Origin of the sequence: Phaeobacter sp. CECT 5382 (assembly GCF_001457775.1) — a bacterium.
Taxonomy (GTDB): Bacteria; Pseudomonadota; Alphaproteobacteria; order Rhodobacterales; family Rhodobacteraceae; genus Pseudophaeobacter.
The window spans coordinates 149963-171391 of sequence record NZ_CYSG01000006.1 but is presented as its reverse complement, the minus strand read 5'-3'; the positions used below and the strand labels follow the sequence as shown (position 1 = coordinate 171391).

The window sequence follows — 21429 nt, the reverse complement described above, 5'->3', positions numbered from 1 at the left end:
GGGGTCTTTTTCGCGCGAGTTCAAAAAGACCGGGACCATGCAGGCCCCGGCCAGTTGGGGAGAGTTCCTATTCCAGGATCGTGCCGATCTTGCCCATAGTGGCTATATCCGCGGCAACCCGGGCCGCACTGTCATTGGCATCCTGCCAGTAGACCAGCGCGCCGGTCTCTTTGGCCACAGCCTGGGCCCGATCGCTCATCATGGTTTCCTGCGCCACGGCAATGATCTTGTCCCGCACATCCTGCGGCGTGTCCTTGGTCACAAACAAACCGTTCCACAGGGCGATGTTCAGGCCAGCGTCCAGCTCTCCGATGGCGGGGGCATCCGGCACCAGTGGAATGCGCTCATCGGTGATGGAGACCAGAACCTTGACCTGATCCAGACAGGGGAGGATCAGCTGCAGCGTGGTATTGATCACATCTGCATCGCCCGAGGCCAGCGTATTGCAATCCAGCGCATCAAAGGCGGCGTCGGATCCCCACTCGAAACCGGCGTTCTTGGCAAAGGCCTTGGTCACCTGGGTCGGTGTCAGCACATCGCCAAAATGGCCCAGCGCCACGTCGTTTTCCTTTGCGTGGGCAGCCAGCTCCTCCATTGTGGAATAGGGCGCGTCACCCGAAGTCGCGATCACAAAGGGATAGGTCAGGAAAATCCCCAGTGGGTCAAACTTTTCCGGCGTCAGTGGCGGAATGTCGATCTGATGCCCCATGACCGGAACCCCGATCACAAATGAGCCCACAGTGTAGCCATCCGCCGGCGCATTGGCGACTTCGATCGCGCCGGGAAAGGGTCCACCGCCGCCGCCTGGCTTGTTCACCACCGCCGCTGCAACGCCATATTTTGCCTGAAAATCATCGGCGATCATGCGGGTCAGCACGTCTTCCAGATCACCGGGAGGCCAGGGCACGATGAAGTTCACCGGCTTTTCCGGATATTCAGCCTGCGCCGCCACGGCGCTGAGGCCCAGAGCCGCCGCAGCTGCGGCGCCTTTCACGAGATGGGTAAGTTTCATTGCAGTCTCCCGGTTGATGCTGTTGCTTCAGCTAGTCGGTTCATTATTTGAACCATTGGTTTGAATTTAGATTGACAGGCCACCCCGTTATCTGTCAACAAAATATCATCTTGGGTGTTTGTTTTTCCAAAGCAGCGCCAAAAACCTGATCGTCGGTCTGGTCATTACGGAGCCTGAATCCACCCATGGGAACTGTTACCAAAGCCTTGTCTCTGTTGAGTTATTTCAACCATGGGCGGCCCGAAATCGGGCTTAGCGATCTGACGCGCGCCTCCGGGCTGAACAAAGCAACCGTCTATCGCCTGATGAGCGAGCTGCAGGAAGCAGGATTCGTTGAACAAGCCGGAAATGACCGCTCCTACCGCTTGGGGCCGCAGGTCTTGCGCCTCGCCGCCCTGCGTGAAGCCGCCGTTCCAATCCTCTCTGTGTCGCGCCGAGTGCTGCGCGACCTCAGCGATGAAACCGCAGAGACCACACACCTATCTCTGGTGCAGGGAGAGCAGCTGAACTCACTATCGCACGCCTATTCGCCACGCCACGCAACCAAGGTCATGATGGAAGACGCCGAGGTGCTGACCTATCACGGCACCGCATCAGGGCTGGCGGTGCTTGCCTATGCCACGCCCGGCTTCACCGATAGCATCCTGACACAGCCGCTGCATCATCACACCCCCGCCACGATCACCGATCCTGACGAGATCAGAGCCGCCATGGCACAGGTGCGCCAGACGGGTATGGCACAGTCCATTGGCGGGTTCGAGGCCGAAGTGCATTCCCATGCCGTGCCGGTCTTTGGCCCTGATCGACAGGTCATTGGAGCCCTCGCTGTTGCAGCGCCCTTGTCGCGGATGACCCCGGAGCAAAAGCAATTGATCCCCCAAGCCCTGCACCGGGCCGGTCTCACTCTCACGCAGCGCATTGGCGGCTCACCCCCGGCGGACTACCCGCAGGAGCTGGCCCCATGATGCTGCCTTTCTCCCATCTCATTCTTTGCGACCCGAAACGGGTCTCTGCCAGGAGCGGACACCGATGAAAGATTCCAATTTCCTCAAGGAACACAACGCCAAATCCATGTGGCATCCAATGGCGCATCCCGCCGACAGTCTGGCCAACCCGCCCGCAATCATCACCGCTGCCCAGGGCGTGCGGATCAGCGACATTGATGGCCATGAGGTGATCGATGCGGTTGGCGGGCTGTGGAACGTCAACCTCGGGTTTTCCTGCCAGCCGGTCAAGGATGCCATTGCCGCCCAGCTGGACGTGCTGCCCTATTATTCGACCTTTCGCGGCACATCCAACGATCAGGTCATCCAACTGGCTGAAGAGCTGCGCGACTTCTTCGCCCCCGACGGGCTGACACGCGCCTTTTACACCTCGGGCGGGTCGGATTCCGTGGAAACGGCGCTGCGACTGGCGCGGCAGTATCACAAGGTCCGCGGCGAGGCAGGGCGAACCAAGTTCCTGAGCCTGAAGAAAGGCTATCATGGCACCCACATGGGCGGCGCTTCGGTCAATGGAAACGCCAATTTCCGCACCCAGTATGAGCCGCTTTTGCCCGGATGCTATCATGTCCCCGCGCCCTATACCTATCGCAACCCATTCAATGAGCGGGATCCCGAACGGCTGGCGCAACTTTGTCTGCAGGCGCTGGAGGATGAAATCGCCTTTCAGGGTGCAGGCACTATTGCTGCCTTCATCATGGAGCCGATCCTCGGGGCTGGCGGCGTGATCCCGCCGCACGAAAGCTTCATGCCAGAGGTGCGCGCGATCTGTGACAAACACGGCATTCTGCTGATCGCCGACGAGGTGATCACCGCCTTTGGCCGCACCGGTTCCTGGTCCGGCTCGCGCCACTGGGGGGTAAAGCCTGATTTCATGTGCACCGCCAAGGCTATCACCAACGGCTATTTCCCCTTTGGCGCCGTGATGATCGCCGAACATGTGGCCGAGGTGTTCGAAAAGGATGAAACCGGTCGCGCCGCGATCGGTCATGGCTACACCTATTCTGGCCACCCAGTGGGGGCGGCGGCAGCCTTGGCTTGTCTTGCCGAAACCAAACGATTGAATGTGGTCGAAAACGCTGCAGCCCGCGGCACCGAACTGCATCAAGGACTGCAAGCGCTGCAGGAGAAATTTGCCCTGATTGGCGATGTGCGCGGCGGCCACGGCTTGATGTCGGCGCTGGAGCTGGTCTCGGACCGCACCACCAAGGCCCCCATCGACAAAAAGGCCGCAGGAACAGTGCAGGAAACGGCCTATCAGAAGGGTGCCATGGTACGGGTGTCCGGTCCAAACATCATTCTGTCGCCACCACTGGTGCTAACCTCAGACGATGTCTCCGGCATCCTGTCTGCCCTGGACGCAGGCTTTGCTGCGGTGAGCTGAGGCAGGCGACAGACGCACCCGCAGCCGACCAAAGGTCGGCTGCCACCAGATACCATGGCGGGCCCGAAAATCACATTTGGTCGGATCAGTCTCCTGCGAAACCTTCTGCGTTCCTCCTGCCGAGTCTCACACCCAAGCATTTCCGGCCATGACTATAGCCAATCAACTCTCGCGCGATCAAATTTGGGATAATCAGGTCTGGGGAAATCAAATGAAGTGCACGTAGAAATCTCGCATCCCATCCCCTTCGAGATCTCGGGTCTTGCGCACTTCCTTGCGTTTCATGAACACGTGATTTGCAACCAGTTCGGCACCGACAGCCTCCGCAAGCACGCTATCGTTCTCCAGATCCATCGTCGCACCTTTCAGATCAATCGCTGTGCCTTCGCGCGCATCAGTGCGATCAAAGCCGTCCCCGGTTTCCATTGCTGGCAGCACATAGCCTTTTTCCAACCCTAACAGCGACGCCTGCAAAACCGCAGCCACAGCAGTGTAGGGATTGGAGGATGCATCCGCCATGCGATGCTCCAGTCGCGCCTTAGCGCCGCCTTCGGAACTGATCCGGGTGGTCACATTGCGATGATCGCCGCCCCAGTTCTGCCAATAGCCGGACAGCGATCCTGGTTGCAGGCGCATATAGCTGTTGGCTGTGGGAGCGATCAGTCCGGCGAGCCCCTTGTGGTGATGCAACACCCCCGCCAGGCAGCCCCGCGCCAGATCATTCATATGTTCGGGCCCACCCCGTGGCCCCGACGACAGCGCATTGCCGCCTGCCTCATCCACAAAAGAGAAATTGATATGCATGCCAGAGCCACCAGCTTCGGCCACCGGTTTCGGCATGAAGGTCAGAACGACACCGTATTCCAGCGCGATTTCACGCGCCATCAGGCGGAACAGCACGATGTCATCCACCGCCTTCACCGCATCATCAAAGGTCAGGGTGTATTCAAACTGCGGGCTGTCAAATTCCGCCGTAATCATATCAAGGCTAAACCCCATCTCATCCGCCATAGCCCAGATCCGGTCGTTGAACCGCAGGGGATCAGCAAAGGGTCCGGTGCCGTAAACCACGCCTCCGGGTGCATCATAGGGCATCAACCGCCCTCGATCATCCGCCTGCAGCGCATAGGCTTCCAGCTCGATCCCAACCTTCGGGTTCAAACCGCGTGCCTGCCAGGCCGCAACCGCACGCTTCAGCGCGCCACGTGGACACAGCGCCAGTGGTTCACCTTCAACATCATAGAGATCACCGAGCACTACCTTGGTCGAGGCATGCCAGCTGTCGCGGATATCATCATGCTGCCAGCGCAGCTCCATATCCGGCATGCCCTGCTTCACCAAAGAGCCCGGCGCGTCCAGCAGATCACGGTCATAATGAGTGCCAAAGACGGACCGGCAGAACCGGGTGCCGTCATCGCCGATCTTGGAATTGGGCAGGTATTTTCCCCGCATGATACTCAGGTGGTCGCAAAACATCGCGCGCAGGCGGGTTTTCATCGGGCGGGCCCTTCTCTGTTGTTGGTTTCGGCATCTTAAATGTGCCTGTAAATCTGTTTTGGTCCAGACTGGTCCGCCTCTTGACGGGACACAGATGGTCTTGCTCCAGGCGGCAGGCGGCCTACTGCAAGCAGCCTAGTGCAGGTTTGCTCTGTCGCCAAATAGCGCCCCAGACCAAGTTGGGTGCGCGCCGGGCTGACTAGCGCCGAACCACCCGCACGGGGAGCTCCTTGATCCCCCCGACAAAATTGGAGCGCAGGAATTTTTGCGGCCCGGCCGCCTCGATATGGCTGATGCGTTTGGCTAGCTCCTGAAACAGCACGGTGACTTCCAGACGGGCCAACCACATGCCCAGGCAGACATGCGGGCCAAACTGGCCAAAAGACAGGTGCCGATTGGGACTGCGCATCAGATCAACCCGAAAGGGATCCGCAAAATAGCTGTCATCGCGATTGGCGGAGATAAACCAATAGAGCACCTTATCACCGGCCCGGATGAGCTTGTCGTGCATTTCTACATCCTGCGTCGCCGTGCGCCGAAAATAGAGCGCCGGTGTTGCCCAGCGGATGATCTCATCCGCTGCTGTCTCCCAAATCGCCCCCCCCGTCTGCATCTGTGCCAAAAGCTCTGGCTGATGGCACATGGCCTGAATGCCAGCCGCAATGGAATAGCGTGTCGTATCATTGCCCGCCGCCACCAACAGGCAAAAGAAATTGCGAAATTCTGTCTCGGTTATGGTGCTGCCATCCTTGGCTGGCTCTAGGATCATATTCAGCACACCCGAGGTGTCGCCCGCCTTTGCCTTATCCGCCATCAAATCCTTGGCATAGACATACAATTCGGCCCCCGCCGGAGAGTTGAAGGGCATCATGCGGTATTCATCCGTCTGCAATTTATCCATCACATGGGCGGTGAAATCCGGGTCCGTGTTGGCGATCAATGCGTCGCCTTTTTCCACCAGCCAGGGTAGATCCGCTTCGGGCAGGCCAACCACACGCCCCAGCATCCGCATTGGCAATTGCCGGGCGATTTCTTTGGTGGCGTCAAATGTGCCCTGCTCCAAAACCGGGTCCAGAATCTCGGCGCAGATGTCGCGGATCTCTTGTTCATACTGCGCCATGCTGGTCTTCGAAAACGCCTTCATCAGCTTCATGCGCACCTTGGAATGCTCGGGTGGGTCCGTTTCCTGAAAAGTGCGCCGCGCCAGATATTCCTCATAGCTCTGGTCTTCCATGCGAATGCCGCGTGCCGAGGAAAACACCTCGGTGTTTTTGTTCATCCGGGTGATGTCGTCATAGCGGGTCACTGACCAATAGTTTTCACCACCGGCATAATCCGTCCAGTGCAGCGGATCTTCGCGCCGCAGGCGGGCGAAAGTGTTATGCGGTGCGCCCATTGCAAAAGTGTCGTGACTGCTGAGATCGGCATAGCCGTCATCCTGAGGTGTCCAGATCGTCATAATGGGCTTCCCGAATACTTGCTTTGTGTATATTATTGGAGTTCATAAATATGTAAATATAAAACTCACGAGGCAATCCATGCACTTAGCCATTCTTGTCACCAACACGGATACAAGCGCATTTGCCCAAGAGCACCCAAAGGACGCAGAAAAATTCGCCGATCTGATCCATCTGGCCCGCCCGGATTGGCCAACTACGGCATTCCAGATCCATGCCGGTGAGTTTCCTGCGGATATCACCAAATTTGACGGCGTGATGATTACTGGCAGCCCGGCCTCGACCCGAAGTGAGCTACCATGGATTGCGCCCTTGCTGGAATTGATTCGAGATATGAACCGGGCCAAACAACCGCTGTTTGGCGCCTGCTTTGGCCATCAGGCCATTGCGCTGGCGCTCGGGGGCGCTGTCGCATCCAATCCATGTGGCTGGGTGCATGGACTGATCTCAAACCAGATGACTGCTCGGCCTGAATGGGCACAAGACCTGCCACAGCAAACCGACCTATACGGATCGCACAGCGAATATGTCGCCCAGCTTCCAGAACAGGCGCAGGAAACAGCGACCAGCAGTGGTTTGAACGCAGGCTTTCGCATCGGCACGCATATCTGGACCAGCCAGCATCACCCGGAAATGAGCCATCATTTCATCACTGCACTGACCGAAGAAATGAAACAGAGCCTTGGCACCGACGGCTACGTTCAAGCCCTGAAAGGCCTGCGCCAACTCTCCGATCAGGCGCCCTTTGCCGAAAGCCTCGCGCGTTTCTTCGAACAGGCCCGCTGACGGAACAGATCCCTACCTTATCATCTTTCTTCTATTATTTCCGCCGGAGGCAGCATCGCCTCAGCCCAGCGCTGCCAACAAATCCATCACTGTCACCTGATCAAACTGCACGTGCTGCATCATTGTTGCAGCCGCGCCTGCGCGATCATGGGCAAAGATTAGCTCAGCAATCTCGCGGTGTTCTGTCGCCGATTGGGCAATGGATCCAGGGTACTGATAGCGCGCCCGATAATAGGCCATCAACTTACGGGCATTGGTCTTGATCATCTCAACCAGAAACGGGTTGCCCGAAGCTGTGGCGACGGCACCGTGGAACTGCAGGTTCAGCTGATAATAACCGTTGGGATCACCATCCCCCTTTTGCGCGGCGTGAGCCTCGCAGGCCTGCACGATCTGTTCCAGCTCTGCCGCCTGCGCCTGGGTCATGCGGCGTGCGGCAAGGCCAGCCGCCTGACCTTCCAGCTGGGCATGGACCTCCAGAATGGCCAGAAACTCTTCCAAAGTCGGCTTGAATAGCACAGCCCCCTTGCGGGGCAGCCGACGGATCAGACCGGCAGTTTCCAGCTGGATCAACACTTCGCGAATGGGCGTGCGTGACACCCCATGGCGTGTCGCCAGACCGGCCTCATCCAGCACATCACCAGGGTTCAGGCGCCCGGCGTCGATGTCTGCGAGGATCGCATTCAAAAGCTGCTCTGTCTGCCCCGCCATCGTCCTGCTGCCTGTCTCTGAGATCTGTTGTTTGATCTGTTGCCATTTTCGCGCCAACATAGGCAGCAAGTCAGAGCAAGGCAATCATACCTGGGCTATGCCACTCACCCCTGCGGCACCGGTCCACGTAGCTTTTCTGTCAGTTCCGATGAGACATCCGCAGCTTCATACACGCCCAGAAGAATGCCCTTTTGTCCGGATTTGCCCCGCCCGGCTTCGATCTGTGCATCAGAAAGCGTAGTCCGTTGCGACATGCGCAACCCCCATTGCCGCAGGCGATCATACATCAGGGTGATCACCTCCTGATGGGCCTCGCTACGACCAAGATCCACCAGTTCGTCGGGGTCGTTCTGCATATCAAACAACATCGCAGGCAACCCGCCTTCGGCGTGCATGAATTTCCAGCGCGCATCCGTCACCATGAACAGGCGTGCATCTTTTGGGGCCAAGCCCAGTTTCGCACACAGCGGCATGGTCGAATAATCAAACTCCGCCACAGCGAAATCGCGCCATTCGGGTGTCTCTCCCTGCAACCAGGGCGTCAGATCGCGCCCTTCCAGGATATGCCCGACCGGAGCACCGCCTGCGAATTCCAGAAATGTTGGCGCCAGATCAATCGCCTCGACCAGGGCATCACAGGTGCTGCCGCGCGTCGCATCTGCCTGCGCGCGCGGGTCATACACAATCAGCGGCACTTTGATCGAGGGCTCATGGAACAGGTTCTTTTCCCCCAACCAGTGATCGCCCAAATAGTCGCCATGATCCGAGGTCACTACCACCATAGTGTCCTGCATCCGTCCGGTTTCTTCGAGATAAGCAAAGAGCCTTCCCATCTGGTCATCCGCCTGCTTGATCAGCCCCATATAGGCGGGGATCACCTTTTGGCGCACCTCTTCGCGGCTGAAGGTCTTGCCGATCTGGTTGTTCATCATACCCTCAAACACCGGATGCGCATCCTCACGCTCCGCATCCGAGCGCACCACCGGCAGCACATCATCTGGCCCATACATGTCGTGATAGGGGGCCGGCACAATATAGGGCCAATGCGGCTTGATATAGCTCAGATGCGCGCACCATGGGCCTGCTCCGTTGAGGCGCTTCTCTTCCATGAATTCAATCGCCTTGGTGGTAAGCCAGGGTGTCTCGCTGTCTTCTTCGCTGATATTGGCGGGCTTGTCGGCATTGACCATGAACCACCCCGAGGCAATGTCATTGCCTTCAATCCCAGCATTGGCAAAGTCGTTCCAGGGGTTGTCGCCAGGATAGCCCTGCTCTTTGAGGTATTCATTATAGGGGCTGCGTTTCTGGTCATAAAAACCCGCAGGACCTTCAGCCCAGAGCCCATCGTCGCGCACATAGGGATCAAAGCCGCATTCGCTTTGCCGAACCCCGATCACGCTGTCCGGTGCCAGCCCCAGCCGCTCCAGACCGGCCGCATCGGCCACCATATGGGTCTTACCGATCAGGCTGCAGCTCATGCCCGCTTTGCGCAAATGGTCGCCAATGGTCCACTCGCCCACCTTCAGCGGGTAGCTGTTGAACTGCACCCCATGGCTCGACGGATACCGCCCGGTATAGCTCGACATCCGGGACGAGCCACAGGTCGGCGACTGTACATAAGCGCGGGTAAAACGCACACCCTTTTCGGCCAGCCCATCGATATGCGGCGTCTTCAGATGCGGGTGGCCTGCGCAGCTCAGATAGTCGAACCGCAGTTGGTCAAACATGATGTAAAGAATATTCATCGCGGGCCTCCCTGCTCCCTCTCTGCTCACTGTGCTCGACTATTGAACAAGTGAAGCAAAATGGCGAGACAAATGCCAATATTTCTGGCCCGCCAAAACTGCCGGGCATTGCCAAAAGGAACGTGCGAACCGTCCTGCTGGCCGTGGAACTGGTTTTATCCGTCTCGTCCAGGTTCACTCGGATCGCTGGAGAAAAGTGCGATCTTGTTGCCTTGAGGGTCGCGCATGTAGCCAACATAGAATTGAGGGCCATAAGAGGCACGAAAGCCCGGTTGCCCCTCGTCGGATCCGCCCGCAAGGAGTGCTGCGGCGTGAAGGTCACGCACCTGCTTTTGATTGCGCGCCTCGAAGGCGATCATGGAACCGTTGCCAGCCGAGGCCGGCCCCCCATCAAAGGTTGGCTTCACGTAGAAATCAGGCAGAGCGGGAGACTGCCCCGGCTGCAGGGGCAGCGCGTAGCTTAGCCCCTCAGGCCCTTCCTCCAGTCCGAAGCCAAGGGCTGGCAAGAATGCGGAATAGAACCGTTTTGCGCGCGCGATATCATCCGCACCGACTGTGACGTAGGCAATCATGCTTGGTGCTTCTTTCCAGAAGTTTGATCATTCAAACGAGTTTACGGCTTTGTTGTAAGCCAACACTGAATTCGGCTCAATATCCCCCCCCCTGATACACCCCTACCAACAGGTGACATTGCTGCAATTGCAGCGAAAGTTCACCGCGTCCGGGAGACTGGTCTTGAGGAAGGTTGGACAAGGTCGATTGAAGCTGCTGGGGTCGTGATCAACAAGGCCGACGGACGGGCTCTGGGTGTTCATTTCCTGCCCGCCTTACGGTTTCCGCTTAGACTCTCTGTATAGCCAATCCACGAAACCCAGTGCCCTAACCTATCCTTCCAACGCCTTTTGCAGGCGTTCATAGGCCGTCAGGAAATCCTCTTTGAATTCCTGCACCACGCCCCCTGCAGACATCGCCTGGTTCATCAGGCCAACGCCCTGCCCGACCCAATAGGTTGCCAGATCCTGCGCGCCCTCGTGGCCCTTTTGGGACATCTGATCTATACGGTGCAGTGCGGGCTCTGATACCAAGGTCTGCAGCGGCATTGGCAGCGGCTTGGGGGCACCTTTGCCTTCCCAGGCCTCGGTCCAGGCGCTGACCAACTGGCGCGAGGGTTTACCGGTGCGCGAGCGCGACCTGACTGTGTCGCGGCTGCTAGCCGCCAGCATCTTTTCCTTCACCACCGGGTTGGTTTCCGCCTCGGCCGTGGTCAGCCAGACAGAGCCACACCAGGCCCCCGCCGCGCCCATGGCCATGGCTGCCGCCATTTGGCTACCCGTGGCAATGCCGCCTGCCGCCAGCACCGGGACATTTGATCCGGCGATGGCCTGTACCACCTCGGGCACCAGCACCATTGTGGAGATCTCACCCGTGTGGCCGCCGGCCTCACCGCCTGCTGCGATGATCACATCCACACCCGCAGCAACCTGCGCGCGGGCATGTTCTGCGGTGCCCACAAGTGCGCCCACAGCCACGCCCTGCGCTTTGCCGCGGTCCAGCATATCCTGCGGCGGCAAGCCAAGTGCGTTGGCGATCAGCGCGATTGGATGGGCAAAAGCAACATCGAGACTGCGCGCCGCCCCCTCTGCGCTGATGTTTTCGCGAAACACCAGCTGTTCAGCACGTTTTGCTTCCAGTTCGCCTGGCCCCATCCCATGCGCCTGCATCACGCCATCGGCAAATTCTTTATGACCCTCGGGCACCATGGCGAGGATTGCCGCGTCAGGAATATCCTCTCCCTTGGCCTCGAACTTGTTCGGGACAATCAGGTCAACCCCGTAGGGTCTGCCATCCACATGCGCATCAATCCAAGCAAGCTCCTCCTCCAGTTCTTCGGGCGACATCATCGCTGCGCCAAAAATGCCCATGCCACCGGCATTGGTGACCGCCGCCACCACATCGCGGCAATGGGAAAAGGCAAAAAGGGGAAACTCGATGCCGAGCCGTTTACAAAGGTCAGAATTCATATCTTGGCCTCCTGTGCCGAATTATCCTGTTCAATCTGCACCAACAGATCCCCTGCCTTGACCTGGCTGGCCGCCACAGCAGCGACCTCGCTCACGGTGCCTGCTACTTCGGCCAGGATCTCATGCTGCATCTTCATCGCTTCAAGCACCGCCAGCCTAGTGCCAGGTTCGACCTGATCCCCTGCGCGGACACAGATCTCGAGCAGATTTCCATGCATCGGTGCGCGTACCTCGCCGCCACCTGCAGCGGCTGTAGCGCTGGCCCCGGCCCGCAGGCGGGTCAGTTTCAACATCCGCGCGCCGGTCGCCAGGTAGAGATCGTCGTCGACCAATAGATGGTTGCGCAAATCAACGCGCAGCCCATCCAGCCGCAGGCAGTCGCCCTGTTGCACCAAATGGTGCTGCGCTGCGCCGACCTGCACCCGAATACCATCAGGCGAATGGCGCAACAGCGCGGTCACCGGATCGCCGCCCGCCTGTAGCACCATGCGCGCCTGCAAGACGCCCTGGCTGGACCAACCAAGCAGTTCCGCCGGGATATCCGCCAGCTGTGCCAGGGCGCGCTGATCGGCGCCATAGATCAGCGTTGCGGCCAGCGCCAGATCAGCGTTTGCCACCTCGGGCTGCGGCAGAGGGTCAAAATACTCGCCGATAAAGCTGGTGGTCGCCTCTCCCGCGACAAAGACAGGATGCGCCAGCACATCCATCAGGAAATCCCGATTGCAGACAGGGCCAAACAGCACCGTATCAGACAGGGCCGCGCGCAGGTGCTGCAGGGCTTCGGCGCGGGTGGCACCATGGGCAATCACCTTGGCCAGCATCGGGTCATAAAAGGCAGATACTTCCTGCCCAGACGTGATCCCCGCATCGACGCGAAGACCGACACCTTCTGCAGGTTTCCACAGACTGATCGGACCGGATTGCGGAAGAAAATCCTGTGCTGGATCTTCGGCATAAAGCCGGACCTCAATCGCGTGCCCTGTCAGCGTGACTTCTTCCTGCGTCAGCCCCAGCGGTTCTCCCTTGGCGGCACGGATCTGCAGGGCAACCAGATCCTGTCCCGTGATCATTTCGGTCACAGGGTGTTCGACCTGAAGGCGGGTGTTCATCTCGAGGAAGTAAAACGCCCCACTTTCGTCCAGCAGGAATTCAACCGTCCCGGCACCAAGATAGCCTATTGCACGGGCGGCCTCGACGGCGGCAGCCCCCATGCGGGTACGCAGATCCGGGGTCATAACCGGGCAAGGCGCTTCCTCCACGACCTTTTGGTGTCGGCGCTGCACTGAACAGTCGCGTTCACCCAGATGGATTGTGTGACCAGACGCGTCGGCAAAGACTTGAATTTCCACATGGCGCGGGCGCAGCACCGCCTTTTCGAGGATCATCTCATCCGAGCCAAAGGCCGCCAGTGCCTCGCTTTTGGCAAGATCCAGCGCCTTGGCAAAATCATCCGCTGTCGTGACCAGCCGCATCCCGCGCCCGCCACCGCCAGCAGCCGCCTTGATCATCACCGGGTAGGTGATCTTGTCCGCCTCAGCCTGCAAGCTCTTCGCAGTCTGATCCGCGCCCTCGTAGCCCGGCACGCAGGGCACCCCTGCCGCGATCATGCGACGTTTGGCTGCGGCCTTGTTGCCCATGAGAGCGATTGCCTCGGCACTGGGCCCAATAAAGGTGAGGCCCGCATCCTGACAGGCCTGGGCGAAATCAGCGTTTTCCGACAAGAAGCCATAGCCGGGATGAATGGCCTCGGCCCCGGCTTCCGTGGCGGCGGCCAGAACCTTGGCCGCATCCAGATAGCTGTCGCCGACGGGGCCGGCCCCAATGCAGATGGCGCGGTCGGAAAATGCCACATGCGGGCTTTGCGCGTCGGCCTCGGTATAGACCGCAATGCAGGTCATCCCCATGGCGCGGGCCGTGCGCATGATACGCAGGGCAATCTCGCCGCGGTTGGCCACCAAAATCGAGTTGAACTGTGTCATATCCTTGCCCTCTCCCATCAGGCCCGCCCCACGCCAAAGGCATTGGGGTTGAGGTTGCGCCTGCGCGCCTCCATGCAGGTGGCGAGGCAAAAGCCAATCACCGCTCGCGTGTCGCGCGGATCAATCATGCCCATATCGAGCATCCGCCCCGAGGTGAAAAACGCATCCGACTGATTGTCAAAATGCGCGGTGATTCCAGCCCTCTGTTTGGCCAGACGCGCCTCGTCGACCTCGACGCCCTTGCGCGCGGCAGTACGGCGCGCCACCTGCTCCATGGTCAGCGCGGCCTGCTCGCCGCCCATCACGCCCGTCATGGCATTGGGCCAGGTAAACAGAAAATCGGCACCAAAGGCGTGGCCGCACATACCATAGTTCCCGGCGCCAAAGCTGGCCCCGGTATAAAGCGAGATCTTGGGCACCCGCAGATTGGTTACAGCCTGGATCATCTTGGAGCCATGTTTGATCATGCCCGCCCGCTCATACTCGGTGCCAACCATGTAGCCGGTGGTATTGCCCAGAAAGATCACCGGAGTGCCCGCCTGATCCATCACCTGCAAGAAATGCGTCGCCTTGGTTGCGCCATCAGGGTCAATTGGCCCGTTGTTGCCCAGGATCCCCACTGGCTGCCCCATTATATGCGCCTGCAAACAGACCGTCGCAGAACCATAACCGGGTTTGAAATCGCGCAAGACGGATCCGTCCACTAGACGTGCCGCCAATTCCCGCATGTCATAGGGTTTGCGATAATCCGCCGGGATGGCACCTGCCAGCTCATCTGTCGGGTAGCGAGGTGCGTCACAATCCGCCGGGGCCGCAGCACAACCCTGCCAGCCAAGCCCAGCCACCACATCGCGGGCGATTTCGATACCATGGGCGTCATCTTCGGCGAGGTATTCCACCAGACCGGTGACCTCGGCGTGCATTTCAGCCCCGCCCAGATCGGCATCCTTGGCAATTTCACCCGTCGCGGCCTGCACCAGGGCAGCCCCCGCCAGCATCGCCATGCCGTTACCTTTGACACCGATCACATAGTCCGACAGCCCAGGCTGATAGGCCCCGCCAGCAGTCGAGGCCCCATGCAGCACGGTGATCACCGGATTACCTGCTGCTGACAGCTTTGCCAGACCCGCGAACATGCCGCCACCGTGCGCCCAGAGCTCAACCGTGTAGCGCATCAGATCGGCGCCAGCGCTTTCGACCAGATGGATAAAGGGCAGTTTTTGCTTCAGTGCAATGTCGATCGCGCCCAGCGCCTTGTCCACTGATTTCCCGGTCATGGCGCCGGCATTGATGCCTGCATCATCGACGAAAACCAGTGCGCGCACGCCAGAAACATAGCCGATCCCCAGAATGATCGAAGCACCGGGGATCGAGGTCTCGGGGTTGGGGTCGTCCACCAGATAAGAGGCCATGTTGTAGAGTTCGACAAAGGGCATGCCGGGATCCAGTAGCGCCGAAAGCCGTTCGCGCGGCGACAGTTGGCCGCGTTTGTCAAACACCGGACGGCGTTCTTCGGACTTGGCGGCAGCGCGTGCTTCCAGGTCTCGCATCCGTTCGACCTGTGCCAGCATATCGGCGCGGTTCTGGGCAAAGCTTTCGCTGCCAGAGCTGATCCTGCTTTGAAAAACGCTCATCAATTCATCCTCACTGGGGTCGTCGCACGGGTCAGGACGACCCATTGGGAACTCTGGCTTTGGGTGCTCCGGCTTTGCGCCGTCTGCCCTGCCACATTGGTTTGATACATCATGGTTGAATAGATCCCTGCCCGCCCTTCAGCCGCGCCAGCAGGTCGGCATCCACCGGAATGGAGGCTGCCAGCAGCAATTGCCCATAGCCTTTGGCTTGCGGATCATTGCGCAGCGACGAGGTGCCGCCGCCGCCCAATGCCCCATGCAAAAGGATATTCATCGCAGCACTTCCTGGCAGATAGAACCGCTCGATCTGGCTGGCCTCACTCTGCAAGAAATGACCAAAGACCGCCTGCAGATGCGCCGGAGTCATCGCCGCCCAGATCCACGGCATGAGGTCCGGATCACGCGCCATCACGCCGATATTGGCGATATCGCCCTTGTCGCCGCTGCGCGCCCAGGCCATCTCCACCAGAGGCACCTCGACGATGTTTTCCGCCCTTGGGGCTGCGGGCAGCGCGGGGCGCGGCGCGACCCGAACCTCTGCCCCCTGTAACGCAGGGCACTCCAACGTGCCTGCGTCATCTGACAAGTGCACGGCGACCCGATCCTTGGGGGTCAGATATGAAAACAGCGCCAACACGGGCGAAGGCTTGGGCCTTGCGCCAGCAAAGCCGCTCAACCCCGGTGGCGTGGCCAGTCCCAGCCCTGTCGCCTCTTTCAGAAACAAACCAACTGCGCGGGCATCCGGGTGACGCACAGCAATCTTGGCCGCAACCTCGCGGGCCGGGGCAGAGCTGCGCAACAGTCCGAACTGGCTTTCAGTCCCGATCAGCTCGACGCTTACATCCGTATAGTCCGGCGCCTGCATCCGTTTCAGCGTGGCACGGCAGCGTTGCAGCACGGTGTCGGCAAAATGCTGCGCCTTGGCTTCGGCCTCCAACCCGTAAAAGGTAAAGATATGCCCCGAGCGATAGCCGTCGGCCCAAGTCAGACAGGTCTTGTAGCTGTCGGGCACGCCCAACCCGCGTGCGCCTGCAACCAGAACCCGGTCCGGTCCGGTCTGTTCCAGCGTCACGGCAGAAAAATCGCAAGCTACATCCGGCAGCAGATAGGCCTGCGGATCGCCAATCTCATAAAGCATCTGCTCGCCCACAGTGCCGCGCGACACCAAGCCACCAGAACCCTCGGGCTTGGAAACTTCAAAACTGCCATCGGCCTGGAGTTCGACAATCGGATAGCCAATGTCGGCCAGATTATCCGCCACCGCGCGCCAGTCCGTGAAATTGCCGCCAGTGGCCTGCGGTCCACATTCCAGGATGTGCCCCGCCAGACTGCCACCCGCCAGCGCGTCCAGATCTTTTGGCGTCCAGCCAAAGTAGTGGATCGCAGCGCCGAGCGTCACGGCGCTGTCGACACAGCGCCCGGTGATGACAATATCAGCGCCCCGGTCCAAGGCTGCCGCAATTGGAAAGGCGCCGAGATAGGCATTGATGCTGGCGATTTTTTCGACCGGAGGCAGGGCTGTGCCCCGAAACATATCACGCGGGGCTGTTGCTGCCACCTCGTCGCGCTGCGCAAAAAGGTCATCGCCCGCAATCACAGCAACCTTGAGTGCCAGCCCCTGACGGGCGATCTCAGCTCGCAGCGCCTCAGCACAGGCCGTAGGGTTCATGCCCCCTGCATTGGAAATGATGCGCACCCCCTGACGGGCGATCTCTCTCAGATTCGGTGCCATCGCCGCGGTGACAAAATCCGCCGCAAATCCGGCTTCGGGATCCTTGGCACGACCCCGCGCCAGGATCGCCATGGTGATTTCTGCAAGGTAGTCATAGACGATGAAGTCCAACCCACCTGCCGCCAGCAGCTGCGGCGTCGCCGCACTGGCGTCGCCCCAAAATCCACTGGCTCCGCCAATGCGCAAATGCTGTGACATCCTCTCCCCCCTTTTTGGCGACCTTTTGAGCCTGTGCATGGCTGGCGCCGGAACTTCCCAGACCGGAAAGACAAGTGAACAGACCGATCGTTCTGTTTTAATGTGACGGAAGCAATGCGGTCCTCGCAACCAAAATCAGCCCCACCGCCGCCACGACGTTAAGTCACGATCATCGGTGATACGTTACAAGATTGCGCCGCGACAACTTAACTCGTTACGTTTCACTTGCCACGAATCGACATTTGACGTAATACCGACCCAACGGTCGGCTTATTTCGCCGCCAGTTCAGGAGACGCGAACACCATGGATGCATTCATCTGCGATGCCACCCGAACCCCAATTGGCCGCTACGGCGGCGCTCTTTCCCAGGTCCGCACCGATGATCTGGCCGCAACGCCGATTGCCGCGCTGGCCGCGCGCAACCCGCAGGTCGATTGGGCCAGCATTGATGATGTGATCTTTGGCGATGCCAACCAAGCCGGTGAAAGCAACCGCAACGTCGCCCGCATGGCCGCACTGCTGGCGGGTCTGCCAGTAGATGTGCCCGGCACCACCATCAACCGGCTCTGCGCCTCTGGCATGGATGCCGTGGGCATGGCGTCACGTGGCATTCGCGCCGGTGATTATGACATGGCCATCGCAGGCGGTGTCGAAAGCATGAGCCGCGCGCCTTTTGTGATGCCCAAGGCCACATCCGCCTTTACACGCGCCAATGCCGTTTATGATACAACCATCGGCTGGCGCTTTGTGAATAAGAAGATGCACGAAATGTATGGCACCGACTCGATGCCACAAACCGCCGACAACGTGGCCGCCGACTACGGCATCAACCGTGCCGATCAGGACGCTTTTGCCGCGCGCAGCCAGGCCCGCTGGGCCGCCGCGCATGAGGCTGGTGTCTTTGGCGACGAGATCACGCCGGTTTCCGTGCCACAGCGCAAGGGCGACCCATTGGTTGTCGACACTGACGAGCATCCCCGCCCCGGCACCGGTGCCGACAAGTTGGCCAAGCTGAAGGGCGTCAACGGTCCGGATCTGACCGTGACAGCGGGTAATGCCTCTGGCGTCAACGACGGTGCTGCTGCTATTCTGATGGCAAATGAAGCGGCGGCTGCCAAAAACGGACTAAAGCCGATGGCACGCATCGTTGGTATGGCCGCCGCCGGGGTAGAGCCACGTATCATGGGCATTGGCCCGGTGCCTGCCACCCGCAAGGTTCTGGCCCGTACCGGCCTGACGATTGAACAGATGGATGTGATCGAGCTCAATGAGGCCTTCGCTAGCCAGGGTCTTGCCACCCTGCGCGAACTTGGCCTGGCCGATGATGCTCCCCATGTGAACCCAAATGGCGGTGCCATCGCGCTTGGCCATCCGCTTGGCATGTCAGGCGCCCGTCTGGTGCTGACAGCCGCCTATCAATTGCAACGCACTGGTGGGCGCTACGCGCTATGCACCATGTGTGTTGGCGTCGGCCAGGGCACCGCCCTGATCTTGGAACGCGTTTAAGCCAGCAACCCTATACGGGAGGAGCAAGTCATGTATGCACAGATGGTCAAATCCGAAGCGAGCACCGATGATCCTGAAAAGCTGGCCGCGTTTCAGGCTCGAATTGATGCCGGTGAGAAAATCGAACCCAAGGACTGGATGCCTGTCGGGTATCGCAAGACCCTGATCCGCCAGATCGGTCAGCACGCGCATTCCGAAATCGTTGGCCAGCTGCCCGAAGGCAACTGGATCACCCGCGCGCCCACGTTGGAGCGCAAGGCGATCCTGCTGGCCAAGGTACAGGATGAGGCCGGTCATGGTCTGTATCTGTATTGCGCCGCCGAAACGCTGGGTGTTTCCCGCGATGAGCTGACGGAAATGCTGCTGGATGGCCGGATGAAATATTCCTCCATCTTCAACTACCCGACGCTGAACTGGGCTGACATGGGCGCCGTGGGCTGGCTGGTCGATGGCGCCGCCATCCTGAACCAAGTGCCGCTGCAGCGGACCTCTTTCGGGCCATACTCGCGCGCCATGATCCGGGTCTGCAAAGAAGAGAGCTTTCACGCGCGCCAGGGTTTTGACGCCATCCGCAAGATGGCCGAAGGCACGCCCGCTCAAAAGAAGATGGCTCAGGATGCGGTCAACCGCCTGTGGTTCCCGGCGCTGATGATGTTTGGCCCCTCTGACGCGGATTCGGTGCATTCGACCCAGTCGATGGCCTGGAAGATCAAGATGAACACCAATGACGAGCTGCGTCAGAAGTTTGTTGATCAGACCGTGCCACAGATCGAATTCCTGAAATTGGACCTGCCCGATCCCGGCATCAAATGGAACGAAGAGCGCGGCCACTACGACTATTCCGACCCCGACTGGTCAGAATTCTTTGACGTGATCAAAGGCAATGGCCCCTGCAACACGGATCGCCTCGCGGCGCGTAACAAGGCCTGGAAAGACGGCCAATGGGTGCGTGACGGCTTGTTGGCACATGCCCGCAAAAAGGCCGCCCGTAAGCACGCCGCCGAGTAAGCAGCCAAACCGGCAGCCAAGTAACCTAACGATTTTGCGCCCTGCTGCCGATAGCAGGGCCGCTACAGCCAGGAGAACTGAGCTATGAAAAACGAATGGCCCCTCTGGGAAATCTTCATCCGCGGCCAGCACGGCATGAGCCACCGTCACGTCGGCTCGCTGCACGCGCCTGACGCCGAAATGGCCATCAAAAACGCCCGCGACGTCTACACCCGTCGAAATGAGGGCGTGTCGATCTGGGTGGTCGAAGCCAACAATATCACCGCATCATCGCCCAGCGACAAAGGCCCGCTCTATGAGCCATCCGAGAGCAAAGTCTACCGTCACCCGACCTTCTTTGACATTCCCGAAGAAGTGGGAGCACTGTAATGGCCGCCACGCTCACCAAGGATGAGGCCCTGTTTCAGTTCTTACTGCGCATGGGCGACAACACCCTGATCCTGGGTCATCGGGTCAGCGAATGGTGTGGCCATGCGCCGGTTCTGGAAGAAGACATCGCCCTGGCCAATACCGCACTGGATCTGATTGGTCAGACCCAGATGTGGCTGGGGCTTGCGGCAGAGGTTCAAGGCGACGAGAAATCAGCTGATGATCTGGCGTTTTTGCGTGACGTCTGGGATTTCCGCAATGTTTTGCTGGTTGAGGTGCCAAACGAGGATTTTGGCCGCACTCTGATGCGCCAGTTCCTGTTTGACGCCTGGCATTCAATCCAGCTGGGGCATCTGATGACCTCCTCGGATGACCGTATCGCAGCCATTGCCGCCAAGGCCAGCAAAGAAGTGGCCTATCACCTAGAACGCTCTGCCGACACGGTTGTGGGCCTGGGCGATGGCACAGCGGAGAGCCACGGCTTCATGCAGGCAGCGCTGGATTATCTTTGGCCCTATGTCGGTGAGATGTTTAGTTCTGATGATGTCGATGCTGCCATGGTCAAGGCGGGCATCGCACCTGATCCGGCCTCACTGCGCGCCGATTTTGACGCGCTCGTCGGGCGGGTTCTGGCAGACGCAACGCTGAATATTCCCGAGAGCACGTTTGCCCACAAAGGCGGCCGTACGGGCGCGATGCACACGGAACATCTGGGCCATCTCCTGACCCACATGCAGTGGCTGCAGCGCGCCTATCCCGGCGCCAACTGGTAAAGCGGCAACATCATGAAGAGGGCGACGTCCGTCCCGCGGGGTGGGCGTCACACGTCCGCCCCATGGGGGTGGGACGGGCGTTGCCCGGCATATTGCCGGGCAGGATGGCCAAAGAGGACAATCGAATGAGCCAAGTCACAACTCAGCCAAGTGTAGAGCAGCCAAGTGTAGACCAGATCTGGGAATGGCTCGATGCTGTGCCCGATCCGGAAATCCCGGTGATCAGCCTGGTGGACCTAGGCATCATCCGTGGTGTGGAATGGCAGGGCGATACCCTGGTGGTCGCGGTCACACCGACCTATTCCGGCTGTCCTGCGACGGCGATCATCAATCTCGATATCGAGACCGCCCTGCGCGATCACGGTCTCGACAAGATCCGGCTGGAAACCAAGATCGCCCCAGCCTGGACCACCGACTGGATGAGCGAGAAGGGCCGCGCCAAACTGGAAGAATACGGCATCGCCCCACCTCAGGCCGCAGGTGGGCCTGAGCGTTGCCCCAATTGCCACAGCAAGAATGTCACCCGTGTGAGCCAGTTCGGCTCCACCCCGTGTAAGGCACACTGGCGTTGCCAGGACTGTCTTGAACCCTTTGATTATTTCAAGTGCATCTGAG

General features: G+C 59.7%; 18 protein-coding genes. 8 read left to right on the top strand and 10 right to left on the bottom strand.

The genetic code is table 11. The features are described from left to right. Window positions 1-67: 67 nt before the first annotated feature. On the bottom strand, window positions 68-1012 hold the full coding sequence (locus PH5382_RS08830; protein ID WP_058333999.1) for a tripartite tricarboxylate transporter substrate binding protein: 945 nt from the start codon (window positions 1010-1012) through the stop codon (window positions 68-70). Window positions 1013-1197: 185 nt separating this feature from the next. Here PH5382_RS08830 and PH5382_RS08825 point away from each other — a divergent pair, with 185 nt between their 5' ends. Next, window positions 1198-1977: an IclR family transcriptional regulator gene (locus PH5382_RS08825; protein WP_058333998.1), complete on the top strand. Its 780-nt coding sequence runs from the start codon at window positions 1198-1200 to the stop codon at window positions 1975-1977. Between the two features lie 64 nt (window positions 1978-2041). Beyond that, window positions 2042-3397, top strand: coding sequence for an aspartate aminotransferase family protein (locus tag PH5382_RS08820; RefSeq protein WP_058333997.1), 1356 nt, complete (start codon window positions 2042-2044; stop codon window positions 3395-3397). Window positions 3398-3604: 207 nt separating this feature from the next. Here PH5382_RS08820 and PH5382_RS08815 read toward each other — a convergent pair whose 3' ends face one another. Both PH5382_RS08815 and PH5382_RS08810 read right to left on the bottom strand, forming a co-directional pair. Further along, window positions 3605-4894, bottom strand: a complete 1290-nt coding sequence (locus PH5382_RS08815) for a type I glutamate--ammonia ligase (RefSeq protein ID WP_058333996.1) — start codon at window positions 4892-4894, stop codon at window positions 3605-3607. Between the two features lie 199 nt (window positions 4895-5093). Further along, on the bottom strand, window positions 5094-6353 hold the full coding sequence (locus PH5382_RS08810; RefSeq protein ID WP_058333995.1) for a cytochrome P450: 1260 nt from the start codon (window positions 6351-6353) through the stop codon (window positions 5094-5096). Window positions 6354-6432: 79 nt separating this feature from the next. On the opposite strand from PH5382_RS08810, the gene PH5382_RS08805 reads away from it, so the two are divergent. Next, window positions 6433-7137 (top strand): type 1 glutamine amidotransferase, encoded by a 705-nt coding sequence (locus tag PH5382_RS08805; protein WP_058333994.1) that lies wholly within the window; start codon window positions 6433-6435, stop codon window positions 7135-7137. 60 nt (window positions 7138-7197) lie between these two features. On the opposite strand, the gene PH5382_RS08800 is transcribed toward PH5382_RS08805, so the two are convergent. The 7 genes from PH5382_RS08800 to PH5382_RS08770 all read right to left on the bottom strand — a co-directional run bounded on the left by PH5382_RS08800 (window position 7198) and on the right by PH5382_RS08770 (window position 17157). Further along, the gene (locus PH5382_RS08800; protein ID WP_058333993.1) at window positions 7198-7848 is read right to left on the bottom strand and encodes a GntR family transcriptional regulator; all 651 of its coding nucleotides are present in this window, start codon (window positions 7846-7848) and stop codon (window positions 7198-7200) included. 104 nt (window positions 7849-7952) lie between these two features. Further along, window positions 7953-9593, bottom strand: a complete 1641-nt coding sequence (locus PH5382_RS08795) for a sulfatase-like hydrolase/transferase (RefSeq protein WP_058333992.1) — start codon at window positions 9591-9593, stop codon at window positions 7953-7955. A 155-nt stretch (window positions 9594-9748) separates the two neighbouring features. Then, complete coding sequence (locus PH5382_RS08790; RefSeq protein ID WP_058333991.1) at window positions 9749-10165, bottom strand: VOC family protein; 417 nt, start codon at window positions 10163-10165, stop codon at window positions 9749-9751. 312 nt (window positions 10166-10477) lie between these two features. Continuing rightward, window positions 10478-11614, bottom strand: a complete 1137-nt coding sequence (locus PH5382_RS08785; protein WP_058333990.1) for a nitronate monooxygenase — start codon at window positions 11612-11614, stop codon at window positions 10478-10480. Continuing rightward, on the bottom strand, window positions 11611-13593 hold the full coding sequence (locus PH5382_RS08780; protein WP_058334056.1) for an acetyl/propionyl/methylcrotonyl-CoA carboxylase subunit alpha: 1983 nt from the start codon (window positions 13591-13593) through the stop codon (window positions 11611-11613). The genes PH5382_RS08785 and PH5382_RS08780 overlap by 4 nt, the downstream gene beginning before the upstream one ends. A 17-nt stretch (window positions 13594-13610) precedes the next feature. Then, window positions 13611-15227: an acyl-CoA carboxylase subunit beta gene (locus PH5382_RS08775; RefSeq protein WP_058333989.1), complete on the bottom strand. Its 1617-nt coding sequence runs from the start codon at window positions 15225-15227 to the stop codon at window positions 13611-13613. A 109-nt stretch (window positions 15228-15336) separates the two neighbouring features. Further along, complete coding sequence (locus PH5382_RS08770) at window positions 15337-17157, bottom strand: acyclic terpene utilization AtuA family protein (protein ID WP_058333988.1); 1821 nt, start codon at window positions 17155-17157, stop codon at window positions 15337-15339. A gap of 304 nt (window positions 17158-17461) precedes the next feature. On the opposite strand from PH5382_RS08770, the gene pcaF reads away from it, so the two are divergent. The 5 genes from pcaF to paaD all read left to right on the top strand — a co-directional run bounded on the left by pcaF (window position 17462) and on the right by paaD (window position 21428). After that, a complete protein-coding gene (gene pcaF, locus PH5382_RS08765) occupies window positions 17462-18664 on the top strand; it encodes a 3-oxoadipyl-CoA thiolase (protein ID WP_058333987.1) in 1203 nt (400 codons plus the stop codon). A 30-nt stretch (window positions 18665-18694) separates the two neighbouring features. Beyond that, on the top strand, window positions 18695-19672 hold the full coding sequence (gene paaA / locus PH5382_RS08760) for a 1,2-phenylacetyl-CoA epoxidase subunit PaaA (RefSeq protein WP_058333986.1): 978 nt from the start codon (window positions 18695-18697) through the stop codon (window positions 19670-19672). 84 nt (window positions 19673-19756) lie between these two features. Beyond that, the gene (paaB, locus tag PH5382_RS08755; protein ID WP_058333985.1) at window positions 19757-20041 is read left to right on the top strand and encodes a 1,2-phenylacetyl-CoA epoxidase subunit PaaB; all 285 of its coding nucleotides are present in this window, start codon (window positions 19757-19759) and stop codon (window positions 20039-20041) included. Continuing rightward, complete coding sequence (paaC, locus tag PH5382_RS08750) at window positions 20041-20814, top strand: 1,2-phenylacetyl-CoA epoxidase subunit PaaC (RefSeq protein ID WP_058333984.1); 774 nt, start codon at window positions 20041-20043, stop codon at window positions 20812-20814. Before paaB ends, paaC begins: the two co-directional genes overlap by 1 nt. Window positions 20815-20939: 125 nt before the next feature. Continuing rightward, a complete protein-coding gene (gene paaD / locus PH5382_RS08745; RefSeq protein ID WP_058333983.1) occupies window positions 20940-21428 on the top strand; it encodes a 1,2-phenylacetyl-CoA epoxidase subunit PaaD in 489 nt (162 codons plus the stop codon). Window position 21429 lies beyond the last annotated feature (1 nt).

Bases quoted from the DNA above. Each gene is read 5' to 3' on its own strand.
- PH5382_RS08820 (WP_058333997.1), top strand. From the start codon at position 2,042: ATGAAAGATTCCAATTTCCTCAAGGAACACAACGCCAAATCCATGTGG.
- PH5382_RS08770 (WP_058333988.1), bottom strand. From the start codon at position 17,157: ATGTCACAGCATTTGCGCATTGGCGGAGCCAGTGGATTTTGGGGCGAC.
- PH5382_RS08815 (WP_058333996.1), bottom strand. From the start codon at position 4,894: ATGAAAACCCGCCTGCGCGCGATGTTTTGCGACCACCTGAGTATCATG.
- PH5382_RS08805 (WP_058333994.1), top strand. From the start codon at position 6,433: ATGCACTTAGCCATTCTTGTCACCAACACGGATACAAGCGCATTTGCC.
- PH5382_RS08830 (WP_058333999.1), bottom strand. From the start codon at position 1,012: ATGAAACTTACCCATCTCGTGAAAGGCGCCGCAGCTGCGGCGGCTCTG.
- PH5382_RS08825 (WP_058333998.1), top strand. From the start codon at position 1,198: ATGGGAACTGTTACCAAAGCCTTGTCTCTGTTGAGTTATTTCAACCAT.
- PH5382_RS08785 (WP_058333990.1), bottom strand. From the start codon at position 11,614: ATGAATTCTGACCTTTGTAAACGGCTCGGCATCGAGTTTCCCCTTTTT.
- PH5382_RS08810 (WP_058333995.1), bottom strand. From the start codon at position 6,353: ATGACGATCTGGACACCTCAGGATGACGGCTATGCCGATCTCAGCAGT.
- PH5382_RS08790 (WP_058333991.1), bottom strand. From the start codon at position 10,165: ATGATTGCCTACGTCACAGTCGGTGCGGATGATATCGCGCGCGCAAAA.
- PH5382_RS08800 (WP_058333993.1), bottom strand. From the start codon at position 7,848: ATGGCGGGGCAGACAGAGCAGCTTTTGAATGCGATCCTCGCAGACATC.
- PH5382_RS08775 (WP_058333989.1), bottom strand. From the start codon at position 15,227: ATGAGCGTTTTTCAAAGCAGGATCAGCTCTGGCAGCGAAAGCTTTGCC.
- paaC (WP_058333984.1), top strand. From the start codon at position 20,041: ATGGCCGCCACGCTCACCAAGGATGAGGCCCTGTTTCAGTTCTTACTG.
- paaB (WP_058333985.1), top strand. From the start codon at position 19,757: ATGAAAAACGAATGGCCCCTCTGGGAAATCTTCATCCGCGGCCAGCAC.
- paaA (WP_058333986.1), top strand. From the start codon at position 18,695: ATGTATGCACAGATGGTCAAATCCGAAGCGAGCACCGATGATCCTGAA.
- pcaF (WP_058333987.1), top strand. From the start codon at position 17,462: ATGGATGCATTCATCTGCGATGCCACCCGAACCCCAATTGGCCGCTAC.
- paaD (WP_058333983.1), top strand. From the start codon at position 20,940: ATGAGCCAAGTCACAACTCAGCCAAGTGTAGAGCAGCCAAGTGTAGAC.
- PH5382_RS08795 (WP_058333992.1), bottom strand. From the start codon at position 9,593: ATGAATATTCTTTACATCATGTTTGACCAACTGCGGTTCGACTATCTG.
- PH5382_RS08780 (WP_058334056.1), bottom strand. From the start codon at position 13,593: ATGACACAGTTCAACTCGATTTTGGTGGCCAACCGCGGCGAGATTGCC.